The sequence below is a fragment of the Agrobacterium sp. DE0009 genome, assembly GCF_007680755.1.
Classification (GTDB): domain Bacteria; phylum Pseudomonadota; class Alphaproteobacteria; order Rhizobiales; family Rhizobiaceae; genus Agrobacterium; species Agrobacterium tumefaciens_B.
On record NZ_VEIU01000002.1, the window covers coordinates 121,804 to 137,169 of the forward strand.

The window sequence follows — 15,366 nt, forward strand, 5'->3', positions numbered from 1 at the left end:
CAATTGAACGATGAAATACAGGCGACGCCGCTCAGCATCGATGACGTGACTGTGATCGACGACCAGAAGGTCAAGAAGGCCGTGACGGCGGCGGCGCTCGGCAACGCCATGGAATGGTTTGATTTCGGCGTCTATGGCTTCGTCGCCTACGCCGTGGGCAAAGTCTTTTTTCCCGAGGCAGCTCCAGCTGTACAAACCGTTGCGGCACTGGCTACTTTTTCAGTTCCGTTTCTCATTCGTCCACTTGGTGGGGTTTTCTTTGGCGCGATGGGCGACAAGTTCGGGCGTCAAAAGGTACTCTCCCTTACAATCATCATCATGGCGGCCAGCACCTTTTGCATTGGCCTCATTCCCGGCTATGCAACGATTGGCATATGGGCGCCCATCCTGCTGCTGCTTTGCAAGCTCGCACAGGGCTTTTCGGTCGGCGGCGAATATACCGGTGCCGCCATTTTCGTTGCAGAATATGCACCCGACCGTAAACGAGGTTTCCTAGGCAGCTGGCTGGATTTCGGGTCTATCGCCGGTTTCGTCCTGGGCGCGGGCTTTGTCGTTTTGCTGAGTGCCTCGTTGGGAGAGGCAACGTTCCTCGACTGGGGTTGGCGTATTCCCTTCTTCCTGGCCGCACCACTCGGATTAATCGGCCTTTACCTGCGCCACGCGGCGGAGGAAACGCCTGCCTTCACCGAGCGCCTTCAACGCGCTGAAGAAGAGGATCGCCAGGCGCTGAAAGAGCGGCCGATGGTTCCAATCAGAGAAATCGCCAGCAAGCATACGCGCTCCCTCGCCATCTGCATCGGAATGGTTCTCGTGACCAACGTGACCTATTACATGCTGCTCACCTATATGCCGACTTATCTGTCGAAGACGCTGAACTACAGCGAGGATCACGGCGTCCTCATCATCATCGCTGTCATGGTCGGTATGCTTTTCGTGCAGCCTGCCATTGGTCTTTTAAGTGACCGGATTGGACGAAAGCCGTTTCTCGCTGTCGGCAGCACCGCGATCCTGTTCCTCTCCCTGCCGGCGTTCCATCTGATCGCCAGCGGACAAGTGGTCCGGATCTTCTTCGGCCTGCTTATTCTCGCCGTTGCGCTAAACTGCCTGATCGGCATCATGGCTTCCACCTTGCCTGCCCTCTTCCCGGCCCGTATCCGGTACAGCGCACTGGCAATCTCGTTCAACATCTCGATCATCGTGGCAGGCCTCACCCCCACCATCACGGCGTGGCTGGTGGAAGCGACCGAGAACATATACATGCCGGCTTATTACCTGATGGTCGCCGCCGTCTTCGGTATCGCAACGACCTTCTTCCTCAAGGAAACGGCCAACCGGCCTCTCTACGGTGATACGCCCAACGCCTCCAACCGCAAGGAAGCGAAATCGCTTCTGGCGGAGCAATATCTGCACATTGAAAAGAGTGTTGAAGAGATTGATGAAGAACTCGAGAGGCTGGAGGAGCAGAAGTCGATCTTGCAGGCCAAACGAGATCAACTCGTCGGCCGGCACCCGGATCTGACCTGAGCCGCGCACCTACTGGCCTGTTTTCAGACCAGATGTCTCTGTGTTTCACAAGCGAAATGCGCGGCGGTGCTTCCGCACGCCGCGCACCGAAGTGTCGAAATAAGCAAGAATGTTTAAGCGACCGGACCGCAGATCAGACGGCGAGAAAGCCACCATCTATTGGCAGCACGGCGCCCGTAACCATCTTGCTGTCATCGGAGAGCAGCATCGCGATGCTTTCCGCCACCTCTTCCGCCTCCGCAAAGCGGTTGAGAGGATGACGCACCATCATCGGCTGGCTCTTGACGGGATCGTTCCACGCTTCGGCGGCGAGTTCGGTAAGCGTGATGGTCGGGGCGACAGCGTTGACACGGATGCCATGCGGGCCGAGTTCCTTGGCAAGCACGCGGGTCGCACCCTCAAGCCCGGCCTTTGAGGCCGCATAGCAAAGGTGATCCTGAAAACCGCGATGGCCGGCAATCGAGGTAATGTTGACGATAGCACCGCCCCCGCCCTTCGCGACGCGGGCGCGGGCAAATTCCTGACACGTGATGATGGCAGCGCGCAGATTGATGCCAAGCACAGCCTCGTAGCCCCCATCGCTCATATCCAGCACGCTCTCCAGCACGTTGATGCCGGCGCTGTTGATCAGAAAATCGCAGGTGCCGGCTTCGGCCATGGCAGCGCGGGTAGCCGTAACGTCGGCAAGATCGGCGCGGATCGAACGTCCTCCGATTTCGCTTCTCAGGCTATCGAGATCGGACTGCGTGCGGCTGATCGCCACGACCTCAGCGCCGCGAGCGGCCATCAGCTGTGCGCAGGCGCGGCCAATGCCTTTGCCTGCACCGGTAATGATCACGGACTTTCCGGAAAACTGCATGGAATCCTCGTTATTTGGCGACCGACACGGCCGGATGATCTAAGCTTGTGACGCGGTTCAGGCATGGCTGGCGGCGCGAATGGCGCGCGCCGCATTCTGAAGCGATAGAAATGCGTCGTAGCGTGCCTGATGAACCTTCTGGAAAGCGGGATCGGGAGCCGCACAGCTGGCGATCCGCGACATTGCGGGCATCGCTGCCATCAGGTCCGGATAGGTTCCGGCGGCGACGGCACCCAACATGGCCGAGCCGAGAAGTACGGGCTCCTCGCATTCGGTGAGTTCGACCGGGAAACCCGTCGCATCGGCCAGCAACTGTCGTGCAAGCGGGTGGGCACCCGCACCGCCGCTAACGCTGATGGTTTCCACCGGCGCTCCATTGCGGGCCTGCGTTTCGATGATCTGGCGAAGACCGTAGCCGAGGCCGAGAAGCCCGGCCACATAAAGCGCGACAAGGGAATCCACGCCGGTTTCCATGCCGTAGCCGGCAATGACCGCGCGGGCATGCGGATCGGCGAAGGGTGCGCGGTTGCCGAGAAACTCCGGCACCACATGAAAATCCTCTGCGAGCTTTGCTGCAGCGGAAGCAGATGCAGCAAGGCCGATGGCGCGGTCGGCCAGCCAGACCGGCAAGGCCTTGCCATCCTTCTCGGCCAGCGACTTCGCCTCACCAAAAGCCGGGTGCAACTGAACCAGGTAATCTATTGCGGCGCCAGCGGCGGACTGACCGCCCTCATTCAGCCACGCGCCGGGAACCATGGCGGAATAATATGGCCCCCACACGCCCGGCACAAAGGCCGGCTCAGTTGTGGTCGTCATGGTGCAGGACGAGGTGCCGAAAACATAACCAAGGCATTTCGAAGCGTCGCCGCCGGCAGCCACTGTGCCGACACCGCCAGCATGGGCATCGATCAGGCCCGCGGCAACGGCGGTGCCTGCTCTAAGCCCCATCGCCTTTGCGGCATCTTCGGTTAGCCCACCGCCCAGTGCCGTTCCGGGATGGACGACGCTTTCGCCGATGCGGCGGAAGCCTTGCTCGGCCAGATCTCCAAGACCGATCTTGGCGAAATATTCCGAATCCCAGCGGTTTTCATGGGCGAGATAGGTCCACTTACAGGTAACAGTGCAGGCAGAGCGATCAAGCGCGCCGGACGCCTTCCATGTCAGAAAATCCGTAAGATCGAAGAAGTGCTGGGCCCGGGAATAAATATCCGGCCGATTTTCCCGAAGCCACAAAAGCTTCGGCGTCTGCATTTCGGGAGAGATGCGTCCACCGACATATTTAAGGACCGCGTGTTCTCCGGCGTTGATGCGCTCCGCCTGTTCCACGGCGCGGTGGTCCATCCAGACGATGATGTCGCGCTCCGGATGACCGGCATCGCCAACCGGCAAGGTCTCATCATCCGGCCCACGAACTACGAGTGAGCAGGTCGCGTCAAAACCGATGCCGGCGACCTCCGCCGGATTAATACCAGCTCGGGAAACGCTTTCGCTCACGCTATCGCAAACCGCCTGCCAGACCTCTGCGCTCGATTGCTCGGCAATGCCGCCATCCTCGCGGTGCATGCTGATCGGGCGCTTGGCCGTGGCGAGAAGCTTGCCCGCGACATCAAAGACACCGGCCCGCGCCGAACCGGTCCCGACATCGACACCAACGAGATAGGAAGCCATTTGTGATACTCCTCGGAGCGGATGATCCGGTACTTGAACAGATTTGAGCGGCGGAGCCGTTTCCGGTTTTTCCGCCGCTCCAGACGTTTTTAAACGCGGTCGAAGTTGGTCGGCAAGACCAGCATGTCGCGGATTGTGACGGTGCGCTTGCGCGTCAGCATGTAGACGACGGCATCGGCCACTTCGCTGGCATCGATGAGGCTGCCCGATTCCTTGGCCTTGCGGAGATTTTCCTCCGGCCAGTCGGCCAGAAGTGCGGAGACGACCGGGCCGGGGGAGACCTGCGCAACGCGCACGCCGTGGGGGATCATCTGGCGGCGCATGCCCTGTACGAAGCTGGTGATCGCCCATTTCGAGCCCGAGTAAACCGGCTCCCAATAGGTCGGGAAGTGGCCGGCAATCGAGCAGGTGACGATGATATCGCCGGTTTTCCGCTCCGACATGTGCGGTACAACGGCATGAACATTCTTCATGACCGCGTTGACGTTGAGGTTCAGCATCTTGTCGATGGCTTCCGGCGTCGTCTCGGTGAGATCGCCGCCGATATAGGTGCCGGCATTGCAATAGAGAATGTCGATATGATCGACCTTCTTGAGGATCTCAGGGATCATCGCGTTGCAGCTGTCGGCATCGAGCAGATTGGTGACCTGCGGGATGGCGCGGTCGCCGAGCTTGGCGACCAGATCATTCAGGGCCTTCTCGTTCCAGTCGACCATGACCACGGTCGCACCCTGTTCCAAGAGCGCTTCTGTGGTGGCAAGCCCGATGCCGGATGCGGCGCCGGTGATGACCGCAATCTTGCCTTGCAGCGATTCATACATTTAATTCTCCTGCGTTTATGAAGATGTTTCCGGGCCGGCTCAGCGCCATTCGCGCCCGATATAAATGGCCAGCAGGATGATGCCGCCCTTGATGACATCCTGCAGATAAGGGTTGATGCCCATCAGGTTGAGGCCGTTGTTCAGAATGCCGAGCAGCACCGCGCCGATGAGCGTGCCGAGAATGAGGCCCCTGCCGCCGGCAATCGCCGTGCCGCCAAGCACGACGGCCGCGATGGCATCCAGTTCGAAGCCGACGCCTGCATTGGGCTGGCCACTCATCAGGCGACCGGTGAGGATCAGCGCGGCAAAAGCCGCCGTCACACCCGAAATGCCATAGACGGCGAGCTTGACGCGCTGGGTCTTCACGCCCGAAAGACGGGCCGCCAGCTCGTTTCCGCCGAGGGCATAGACGTGGCGGCCAAATGCGGTCCGCTGCAACAGTACCCAGGCAATGCCGTAGATCACCACCATGATGACGACAGGGACGGGAACCACACCGATACGGCCGACACCGAACCAGGAAATCCAGCTCGGAATGCCGCTGACGGGATAGCCGCCGGAATAGATGAGGCCGAGGCCACGCGCCATGCCCATGGTGGCGAGCGTGACAATGATCGCCGGCATCTTGCCCCAGGCGACAAGCGCCCCGTTAAAAATGCCGATGCCCAGACCGATGAAAAGGCCGGCCGGCAGCGCAATTGCGGGCGAGAGGCCAGTGTTCACCATGAGGCCGGCAGACAGCGTGCCGATAAGCGCCATGACAGCTCCGACCGACAGGTCGATACCGCCGGTGAGGATGACGAATGTCATGCCAACGGCCAGAATGCCGACGACGGAAACCTGCCGCAGCACGTTCATGATATTGTTAACGCTGAAGAAATTGTCGCTCGCAAGCCCCATGAGGATCGATACGACAATAAGACCCGCCAGTGGCAGGGCGAGCGGGGAACGCAGCATGGCGCTGAGACTGAAACCGCCCGTTTTCGCGGCAGTGCCGGTGTTTGCATCAAGCGACATGTTCAACTCTCCCGGTGGTGGCGTTTGTCATTATTGTTTCTGAATTGATGTCGTCTCCCTCGACCGTGGCGACGATGCCGCCGGAGCGGAAGACGCAGACCCTGTCGGACATGCCGATCACTTCCGGCAGCTCCGAGGAGATCATGATGATCGAGTAACCCTTGGCGGCGAATTCCCGCATCAGCGAGTAGATTTCCGCCTTTGCGCCCACATCGATGCCGCGTGTCGGCTCATCGAAGATCAGCACGCGCATGTCATGGTTCAGCCAGCGGGCAATGACGATCTTCTGCTGGTTGCCGCCGGACAGGGTATCGACACGGGCGTAAGGGCCTTGCGCCTTCACCTGCACCTGCGCCATTGCTTTCGTCGTGTACTCCAGTTCCTTCTTGAGATCGAGGAACCAGTGGGCCTTGCGGTATTTGCCATAATTGTTGAGCGAAATATTTTGCAGGATGGAGAAGCTGGTGATCAGGCCCTCTTCCTTGCGGCTTTCCGGCAGCAGGCCAATGCCGCGCATCAGCGCATCGTCCGGACCGGAAAAACGCGTCTCCACACCATCGAGCTTGATCTTGCGACGGGAGGCGGAATGCGCCCCGAGCATGGCGAGAACAGTTTCCGTACGACCCGAGCCGACAAGCCCGGCAAAGCCAAGGATTTCGCCCTTGCGCAACGCAAAGCGCGAGACAGGGCCGCCCTTCTTCAATTGCAACTCTTCGACTTCAATCACCTTTGCGGCGGAAGGATCGAGCTGCGGTTTGGGCGGAAAGCTGGCTTCGATGCGCCGGCCGACCATCATTTCAACCAGACGGTCATTGTCGACCTCCGAGGTCAGGCAGGAGCCGATCAGTTCACCGTCGCGAAGGACGGTGATGCGGTCGCAGATCTCGAATATCTCTTCGAGGTGGTGCGAAATGAAGATGATTGCCACGCCCTGACGGCGCAACTCACGCATGACCTTGAACAGATGTTCGGTCTCGGAAGGCGTCAGCGTGGCGGTCGGCTCGTCGAGCACGAGAATGCGGGCATCGAGCGACAGCGCCTTGGCGATTTCCACAAACTGCTGCTGGGCGACGGATAGCCGATGCACCGGCACGTCGAGCGGCACATCCACAGCCAGCCGGCTCATTATTTCTGCTGCGCGCTTGCGCATCGCGCCCTTGTTCAGAAGGCGCAGCGGCCCGCGGATTTCGCGGGCAAGGAACATGTTTTCGACGGCGTTGAGATAGGGGATCAGGCTGAATTCCTGAAACACGATGCCGACACCGGCGGCAATCGCCTCATCATAATTGGCAAAGCGGCGATCCTTGCCGTCAATGCGGATCGTTCCTTCGGATGGCTGCAAAATGCCGCACAGGATCTTCATCAGCGTCGATTTGCCGGCGCCGTTTTCGCCCAGAAGCGCATGCACCTCACCGGCGCGCGCCTCAAGGTCGACGCCGCGCAGGACTTCGATCTTGCCAAAGCTTTTTCTTATTCCATTCAGTTCCAGCATTTCACCCTCCTCAATGGTCGGGATTTAACCCCGCCCCCATACGAGATGGGGACGGGGTCTGGGAGGAGTTCTTACCAGCTGAACTCGCCGGCGTTCTTGCTGTCGACGACCATAACGTCGATCGGGACTTCCTTCGGCACCACGCGAGCGCCCCACTTCTGGGCGAGCGCCATCGCCAGGCCAACGCGAACCTGGTCACGCGGGAACTGCGCGGTGGTTTCGATGAAAGGGCCACCCTCGGCAATCGCTTTCACAGCTTCCGGAGCACCGTCGACCGAGGTCAGCTTGATGTCCTTGCCGGAACCCTGGATCGCAGCCAGAGCGCCCATCGCACCGCCGTCATTCACAGAGAAGATACCGGCGAGGTTCGGACGCGACTGGATCATGTTTTCAACGACGCCGAGAGCAACGGAGCGGTCCTGACGGCCGTTCTGCGTATCGACCAGCTTGATCTCGGGGAATTCGGCGAGAGCTGCCTTGCAACCTTCGACGCGCTGCAGGATCGGAACGACCGGGATACCGTCGAGGATCGCGACTTCACCCTTGCCGCCGAGCGCGTCACCGAGATGCTTGCACGACTTGTAACCCGCGTCACGGTTCTTCGAGCCGACGAAGGTGTCGACCGGACCGTTGGCGTTGGCGTCAACAGCAACGACGATTACGCCGGCAGCCTTGGCAGCGTGAACGGCGGCTTCGATGCCGGCGCTGTCGGTCGGGTTGAGAAGCAGGATGTCGATCTTCTGCTGAAGCATGTCTTCAACGTCGGAAATCTGCTTGGCCACATCGTGGCCGGCATCGGTCACGACAACGTCGGCGCCAATGCTTGCTGCGGCTTCCTTCAGCGCTTCCTGCATCGACACGAAATAGGGGTTGTTCAGCTCCTGGAAGGTCATGCCGATCTTCAGCTTTTCCTGCGCCAGCGCCGGAGCGGCCATCATGGCAATTGCGGCTGTCGCCATCAGAAACTTGGATTTCATTTTCATCTCACTCTTCCTCCCATTAGGAAAGTTGGGGCAACAAGTGCCCGTTTCCGGACAGACCTCTGCCCGAATTGGTAAAAATCGGCGATGTGTCGCTGGTTACTCCGCCATGACAGCTGCCTTCTGGGCCGCAAAAATGGTTCGGAACCTCGACGGTGACATTCCCTTGAGTTTCAGGAAATGCCGGTTGAAATTGGAAAGGTTGGAGAAGCCAACATCGTAGCAGACCTCCGCCACCTTCACGTCCTGATCCGCCAAAAGCATCTGGCAGGCGAGATCAATGCGTAACTGATTGCGATACCGCACCAGCGTCGTTCCCGTATGGCGCTTGAAGGCGCGGGAAAAGGCGCTCGGGCTCTGCCCCACCATGTCGGCCAGATCGATTTCCTCGACCTGTTCGGTCAGATGTTCGCGCAAATGCGACAAAGCGCGGTTGATGCCGCTATCGCCGATGCCCGTCAGATCAAGCTCATAGCTAAGGCTTGCCAGCACCTCGGATGTCGGCGCATTGACCAAGAGATCGAGAATTTCCCAAAAAAGCGCCAGACGCGTCAGCCCCTGCGCCTCGATAAGCCGGAGGATCAGCGGACGAACCCGATCGCTCGTCTCGTCGTCAAAGAGAATACCGCGGCGGCTGCGATCCAGCAGCGCGCGCACCACCTCCATCTCGGACATGGAGGCGCAGGCATCTTCGATAAAGCTCTCCGGAAACTGGATCACGAGGGAGCGTGTCGGCACGATTTCGTCCGGCTCGATCTCGCTGATCCAGTTCTGGGGGAGATTGGGGCCGGTCATGATGAGCTGACCGGGGCCGAAACGGCCGACGAAATCACCGATATAGAAGGTGCCTGACGTCGCGACGACCAGATGAATTTCATATTCGGGATGATAATGCCAGCGCACGGTGCGGAACGGATAGCCATGCCGCCAAGCAGCGAAAGATTCGCCCTTGCGGATGTGCACCAGTTCCAGATCGGGCTGCATCATAGTTCCTCCCATTCATACGTCCGCCGCATTCACGGAGCGGGCCATTCCTCTTTATGGCTCGTCCCAGGCGTTGATGGGAGCATATGGCGTGCGGCATCTCTGCATCCACATCACGCCGAAGAAATTGCTGATACTTTTTTGACTCATTTTTGTCGAGAAATGAATAGCCGTCCGATAGGACTGATTACGGACGTGGCGAAGGCGGCGATTTTTTCGCTCAATTTGCCGTGATGCGCTCAAACAATGCGCAACCGAAGAGGATTTCTGGTGAAATTTTGACGTGTGGCCCACCGGATGCCGGCAGGCCACACTCATACTTTTCCGTAACGTCTCTGCCGCTCATTCATCAGCGGCAAGCCATGTCCGTTATTGCGGCATCACGATCTGCAGTTTCACATCCGTTTCGCGCGCTTCCACTGCGCGGTCGAAACCGGCAATGCTGTCCTCGAAGGGAATGGTGGCCGAAATCAGCGGCTTCAGGTCGACCTTACCGGATGCGATGAGGGCCACCGCCCGGTCATAGACATTGGCATAACGGAATACCGTCTCCACCCGCAGTTCCTTGGCCTGCAGGCCGACAATATCGACCGGAACCGGATCGACCGGCATGCCAACGAGCACGACGGCGCCGCCCGGTCGAGCCACGGTGGCAACGCCAAGAATGGCTGGCGCTGCCCCGGAGCATTCAAAGACGATGTCACAGCCCCAACCGTCCGTCGCAGCCGAAACTGCTTCGGCGAGGTTTCGCTCGCGGATGTTGACGGTCTCGATGCCGTCATAGGCGGCGATGATGTCCAGCTTCGGCTGAGCGAGGTCGGCAACGATGACCTTGGCGCAACCGCCGGCAAGCGCTGCCAGCGCCACCATCATGCCGATCGGACCTGCGCCCGTGACAACGGCGATATCACCTGGCTGAATGCGTGCCCGCAGCGCTGCCTGCATGCCAATGGCGAAGGGTTCGACCATCGCGCCTTCGGCAAAGGAAACGTTGTCCGGCAGCTTGTACGTGAATGCCGCAGGGTGAACGATTTCCGGTGTCAGGCAACCGTGGATCGGCGGCGTCGCCCAGAAGCGAACGGCAGGATCGACATTATAGATGCCAAGCTTCGATGCCCGCGATGTGGCATCGGGAATACCCGGCTCCATGCATACGCGGTCACCCGCCTTCAGATGGGTGACGTCGGAACCGGTTTCGATCACCGTACCAGACGCTTCATGGCCGAGCACCATGGGCGCGTTGACGACGAAATGGCCGATCTTGCCATGGGTATAATAATGGACGTCAGAGCCGCAGATGCCGACCGTATGGGTGCGAATGCGTACATCCTTCGGTCCGAGTTCTCCCGATCCTGCTCCACCCGGAATATCAAAATCCCTGAGCGAGAGCTTGCCTTTTTCTTCCAGCACCAGTGCCTTCATCTCATCCTCCGTCGTTTGCGATACGCCTGGCAGCGAATTCTGTAAGCGTGATGGCGTGCAACTTCGGCAAAAGTAAACTTAAATCACCAGGATCGACCCGTTTTTTTGCTGGACGGAAAAACTGTATCGGTAGGCGCGGAATTTCTCATTAATGGCAGGCGAATGAAGTTGTCCGCCGCGACCGGGGCACCTGCGATTCGCCAGGAAACATCAGGCTTGCCCTATGGAGGAATTTGCCCGGCCCGTTCAAACTTTTCTGAGCCGCAACCCTTCCAGAAGGGCCCTGAAACTTTCAATCGCCCGTTTCGACGTTGCTTCGGGGTCACCGGAATTGGCGATCCACTGCGCAGCGCTGCTGCTTGCCGCATTGATGAAGCGGGCGCAGGCCTCGGGATCGATATCGCCGATAGTGCCTTCTTCGTGAAGTGCCGCAAGGCTCCGGGCGACGGCGGAAATGCAGCCATTGGCGTTAGGCCAGCGCGAAGGATCACCGAGCACCGCAGGGCCGTCGCGAAACATGATCCGCTGTATCTCCGGCTCGAGAGCCATGCGCACATAACCGAGATTTTCTTCGACAAAGCCCTCCCAGCGGGAGCTGGCCTTTGAGGAAATCTCACAGAGCCTCTTCGTCATTTCCGCGTCGATTTCAGCCACCACTGCCGACAGGAGACCCTTTTTGTCGCCGAAATGATGATAGAGCGCACCGCGCGTCAGACCGGCCTCCGCGGTGAAATCGTCCATGGATGCTTCCGCATAGCCCAAGCTGCCAAAGGCCTTGCGACCGGCAGCCAGCAGCTTTGTCCGCGTCTCGGCGATCATTTCGGTGCGAGGTTTGCGCATTTTTTCTCCATGTCCGACATACGGCACGTATATTAGTTGACATACGCCGCGTATGCAATTATTTCATTCACATACGCCACGTATGTTTGTGGTGGATACGCTCAGAACAAGGTGCATCCCGATGTCCAATCCATACAGCGAAATCTTCCGGGCTCCAGGCGCAAAAGGATTTTCCGCCGCCGGCTTCTTCGCGCGCCTCCCCATTGCCATGGCCCCGATCGGCATTGTCGCCATGCTGTCTCAAACTCACGGTGAATATTGGCTGGCCGGCGCAGTCTCGGCGACCTTTGCGCTCACAAACGCCGCCGTCTCGCCGCAGATTTCCCGTTTGGTGGATCGCAAGGGACAAAGCGCCGTCCTTATTCCGGCCACTATAATCTCGGTCATCGCCTTTGCCTTCCTCCTTGCCGCTACAAACCAGAGATGGCCGGTTTGGACGCTCTTCCTTTCCGCCTTTCTTGCCGCTGCCATGCCCAGCATTCCGGCGATGATGCGTGCCCGGTGGACGGAACTCTTTCGCGACCGGCCGGAACTCAACACCGCCTTCGCATTTGAATCTGCGGCGGATGAACTTGTCTACATTGCAGGCGCTTCACTCTCGGTCGGCCTAGCGGTTTCGCTATTTCCAGAGGCCGGCATGATGGTCAGCACGACCTTCCTGGCGCTCGGCAGTCTCGCCTTTCTGCTGCAAAGGTCCACCGAGCCAAAAGTGCGGCCAGCGGAAAGCGGTCGCGCGGAACGGTCAGCCATATTCCTGCGGCCGGTCCAGATCATTACAATTGCGCTTGTTTTCGTCGGCTCCACATTTGCAACGGCAGAGGTAAGCGCGGTTGCAATCACCAAGGAATTGGGCAAGCCGGAAGCTGCCAGCCTCGTTATCGGCGTTTATGCGATCGGGTCCTTAATTGTTGGTCTTGTTCTCGGCGCGCTCAATCCCAAACTGCCACTGCAACGGCAGTTGCTGATCGCCGTCAGCGTGCTTGCGCTCACAGCCCTGCCGTTACTCGTTGCCAACACATCCGTTGCTATTCTGGCCTCTGCCGTCTTCCTCAGCGGCGTTGCCATTTCCCCGATTTTCATAACGTCATTTGGTCTCATTGAACGGCGCGTGCCCGAATCGATGCTGACAGAGGGCGTGACCTGGGTGATGACCGGGATTGGCATCGGCATGGCCCTGGGCGCATTCATCTCCGGCTGGGTGATCGATAAATTTGGGCCTGACAACGGTTTCTGGGTGTCGGTGGCTGCAAGCCTGACAACGGTGGTGATCGTCACGCTCGGTCAGCGCAGCCTCGCCGGGGACCGCGAAAGCCGCAGGTCAAAGGCCACACCACAACCGGCCGAATAACGACCCTACAGGGCTTTTTTCATACGGGACCGCCCGCGGGTCTGATGTCGGAACCGTAAAGGTCCGATAGCGGGCCTGCAAGGCGATCCTGCCTCTGGAGATAGGCAAAGCGGCTCATATGTTGGGAACACCAGGAACCGCCTCGCCCGAGTTGCCGATCTATTGAATAGGGGCGCGTCCCTTGCCAAGCTTCTAGTGGCGGTAGCCGAAAGAGTGATCGCTCACACTCCCGAAAATTTCCAGGTCCACTATATGGATCGTTATTGAGAGAGAAATTGCTGGGCAAACTGGCTATTTTACGGTTGATTTGATGACACTTCCTCGCTATCTCCAATATATCGCTTTATGACGGTCCATATTGTGGAGGCAATAAACCGTCGCATCGGACTTTTGGAGGGGTCTGGCCAGTCTGGCAACGATGAGTTCTGATGTCGCGCCGCGGCCTCGTTTCCGTTGCCCGCCATCTTCATTGCGAAGGTTATTCAGTGGGAGAGGAGGCCCCGATGACCATGACTGCAGATGCGAATGACGACGTATTTGTGCTGGATGGTGAGCTGTTGCACAGCGGGCCCGTGACGGGCTCGCGGTTCATGCGACCCATCGAGGCTATCGCCGCAGTACTGCTCGCGACGATGATCGGCCTTCTGCTGCTAGGCGTGGCGTCACGCTACGCACTCCACCTGCCAATCGTCTGGATCGATGAGGCGGCGTCGCTGTGCTTCTTATGGTTTGCCATGCTGGGTGCGGCAATCGCCATCGATCGCAGCGAGCATCTGCGCCTGACGCTCTTCCTCAACATGTTCCCGCAGCGCATCCTGGGTTACATCAACTCTCTCGCCCTGGTGCTGGTGGCGACATTCCTTGCGGCGATCATCAAGCCTGCCATGGAATATGCCATCGAGGAATGGGTAGTGACGTCGGCGGCGCTGAATATTCCGATGACGTTTCGCGCAGCCGCGCTCCCGGTCGGCGCCTGCCTCATGCTGCTTCTGGTCCTCAACAATCTCTTCCGGCGCGAAACCATCCGCGACATCGTCGCTGCGTTTCTAACGGTTGCCGCCGTTTCTGGCCTGCTCTATCTGGCTTCCCCGGCATTGGAAAACCTCGGCAACCTCAATCTGGCGATCTTCCTCGGCCTGTTCGTCGCGCTATTTCTGGTCGTGGGCGTGCCGATCGCCTTCTGCTTCGGCCTGGGGACCCTCGCCTACCTTACATTCACCACCTGGGTTCCGACCATTGTCATGATCGGGCGGATGGATGAGGGCATGTCGGGTATCATCCTGCTCTCGGTACCGGTTTTTGTGCTGCTGGGATGCGTTCTTGATGCCACCGGTATGGGCCGGGCAATCGTCGAACTGCTGTCGTCAATGTTCGGCCATATCAGGGCCGGCATGTCCTATGTCCTGCTCGGCTCGCTGTTTCTGGTGTCCGGCATTTCCGGTTCCAAGGTTTCCGATATGGCAACCGTAGCCCCGGCGCTCTTTCCAGAAATGAAGCGTCGAGGCCACAAGCCCAAGGAAATGATCGCACTTCTGGCAACCGGCGCGGCCATGGCCGATACGGTTCCGCCTTCTATCGTGCTGATCGTTCTCGGATCTGCGGCGGGTGTATCCATTGCCGGCCTCTTCACCTCCGGCTTCATGATCGCCATGGTGCTGCTCCTCGTGCTGGCCGTTCTGGCTCGCTGGAAGGCACGCCATGAAAACATGGAGGGTGCGAAGCGCACGCCCTGGCCGCTGGTTGGTAAGGCGGCCCTGATCGCCGCCCCGGCGCTGGTTCTGCCTTTCCTTATCCGAAGCCTCGTCGGCGGCGGTGTGGCAACAGCCACCGAAGTCTCTACCATTGCCGTATTGTACGCCATGATTATCGGCGCGGTGCTCTATGGCGGCATCAGCTTCAAGAAGCTCTACTCGATGCTGGTCGAAACGGCGGCCCTTTCCGGCGCCATCCTGTTGATCCTCGGTTGCGCATCGGCCATGGCATGGGGGCTGACCCAGAGCGGCTTCGCGTTCCAGCTGACCGCGATGATCACCGATCTTCCGGGCGGCTGGATGACTTACATGGTGGTGTCTATCCTGATTTTCATGATCCTCGGCTGTGTGCTCGAAGGGCTTCCCGCAATCGTCCTGCTCGCGCCGATCATGTTCCCGATAGCCCGTACCCTCGGCATCAACGACATCCATTATTCGATGGTGGTGGTGGTTGCCATGAATATCGGCCTGATGGCGCCGCCGATCGGCATCGGCTTCTATATCGCCTGTAAGATCGGTAACGTCTCACCGGACGAGGCAATGGCCGCCATCTGGCCGTACCTTGCGGCAATGGTTGTCGGCCTGCTGCTCATCGCGGCCATTCCGGGGCTGTCGACCATTCTGCTTTGAGACCGCCGCGGGTCCGCCCGCGGTGTCGAT

Annotated in this window: 12 protein-coding genes; 3 read left to right on the plus strand and 9 right to left on the minus strand. The window is 59.3% G+C overall.

The genetic code is table 11. The features are described from left to right. The first annotated feature begins 3 nt into the window (after positions 1 to 3). The gene (gene proP / locus FS804_RS10035) at positions 4 to 1,524 is read left to right on the plus strand and encodes a glycine betaine/L-proline transporter ProP (protein ID WP_063946932.1); all 1,521 of its coding nucleotides are present in this window, start codon (positions 4 to 6) and stop codon (positions 1,522 to 1,524) included. 133 nt (positions 1,525 to 1,657) lie between these two features. Here the strand turns inward: proP and FS804_RS10040 are convergent, their stop codons facing one another. The 9 genes from FS804_RS10040 to FS804_RS10080 form a co-directional block, all read right to left on the minus strand. Beyond that, positions 1,658 to 2,383: an SDR family oxidoreductase gene (locus tag FS804_RS10040; protein ID WP_144576471.1), complete on the minus strand. Its 726-nt coding sequence runs from the start codon at positions 2,381 to 2,383 to the stop codon at positions 1,658 to 1,660. A gap of 57 nt (positions 2,384 to 2,440) precedes the next feature. Then, positions 2,441 to 4,051 (minus strand): FGGY-family carbohydrate kinase, encoded by a 1,611-nt coding sequence (locus FS804_RS10045; protein ID WP_144576472.1) that lies wholly within the window; start codon positions 4,049 to 4,051, stop codon positions 2,441 to 2,443. An 89-nt stretch (positions 4,052 to 4,140) separates the two neighbouring features. After that, on the minus strand, positions 4,141 to 4,872 hold the full coding sequence (locus FS804_RS10050; RefSeq protein WP_144576473.1) for an SDR family oxidoreductase: 732 nt from the start codon (positions 4,870 to 4,872) through the stop codon (positions 4,141 to 4,143). Between the two features lie 39 nt (positions 4,873 to 4,911). Next, positions 4,912 to 5,889 carry an ABC transporter permease gene (locus FS804_RS10055; RefSeq protein ID WP_063946929.1) on the minus strand — a complete coding sequence of 326 codons (978 nt, stop codon included), beginning with the start codon at positions 5,887 to 5,889 and terminating at the stop codon, positions 4,912 to 4,914. Beyond that, on the minus strand, positions 5,879 to 7,381 hold the full coding sequence (locus tag FS804_RS10060; protein ID WP_144576474.1) for a sugar ABC transporter ATP-binding protein: 1,503 nt from the start codon (positions 7,379 to 7,381) through the stop codon (positions 5,879 to 5,881). The genes FS804_RS10055 and FS804_RS10060 overlap by 11 nt, the downstream gene beginning before the upstream one ends. 71 nt (positions 7,382 to 7,452) lie before the next feature. Next, positions 7,453 to 8,364 carry an ABC transporter substrate-binding protein gene (locus FS804_RS10065; RefSeq protein WP_003522008.1) on the minus strand — a complete coding sequence of 304 codons (912 nt, stop codon included), beginning with the start codon at positions 8,362 to 8,364 and terminating at the stop codon, positions 7,453 to 7,455. 96 nt (positions 8,365 to 8,460) lie between these two features. After that, the gene (locus FS804_RS10070; RefSeq protein ID WP_144576926.1) at positions 8,461 to 9,345 is read right to left on the minus strand and encodes an AraC family transcriptional regulator; all 885 of its coding nucleotides are present in this window, start codon (positions 9,343 to 9,345) and stop codon (positions 8,461 to 8,463) included. 369 nt (positions 9,346 to 9,714) lie between these two features. Beyond that, positions 9,715 to 10,767: an NAD(P)-dependent alcohol dehydrogenase gene (locus FS804_RS10075; protein ID WP_144576475.1), complete on the minus strand. Its 1,053-nt coding sequence runs from the start codon at positions 10,765 to 10,767 to the stop codon at positions 9,715 to 9,717. 246 nt (positions 10,768 to 11,013) lie between these two features. Then, on the minus strand, positions 11,014 to 11,607 hold the full coding sequence (locus tag FS804_RS10080; protein WP_186376754.1) for a TetR/AcrR family transcriptional regulator: 594 nt from the start codon (positions 11,605 to 11,607) through the stop codon (positions 11,014 to 11,016). A gap of 121 nt (positions 11,608 to 11,728) precedes the next feature. Here FS804_RS10080 and FS804_RS10085 point away from each other — a divergent pair, with 121 nt between their 5' ends. Next, positions 11,729 to 12,955, plus strand: coding sequence for an MFS transporter (locus FS804_RS10085; RefSeq protein ID WP_144576476.1), 1,227 nt, complete (start codon positions 11,729 to 11,731; stop codon positions 12,953 to 12,955). 503 nt (positions 12,956 to 13,458) lie between these two features. Continuing rightward, positions 13,459 to 15,336, plus strand: coding sequence for a TRAP transporter large permease subunit (locus FS804_RS10090; protein ID WP_144576477.1), 1,878 nt, complete (start codon positions 13,459 to 13,461; stop codon positions 15,334 to 15,336). Positions 15,337 to 15,366 lie beyond the last annotated feature (30 nt).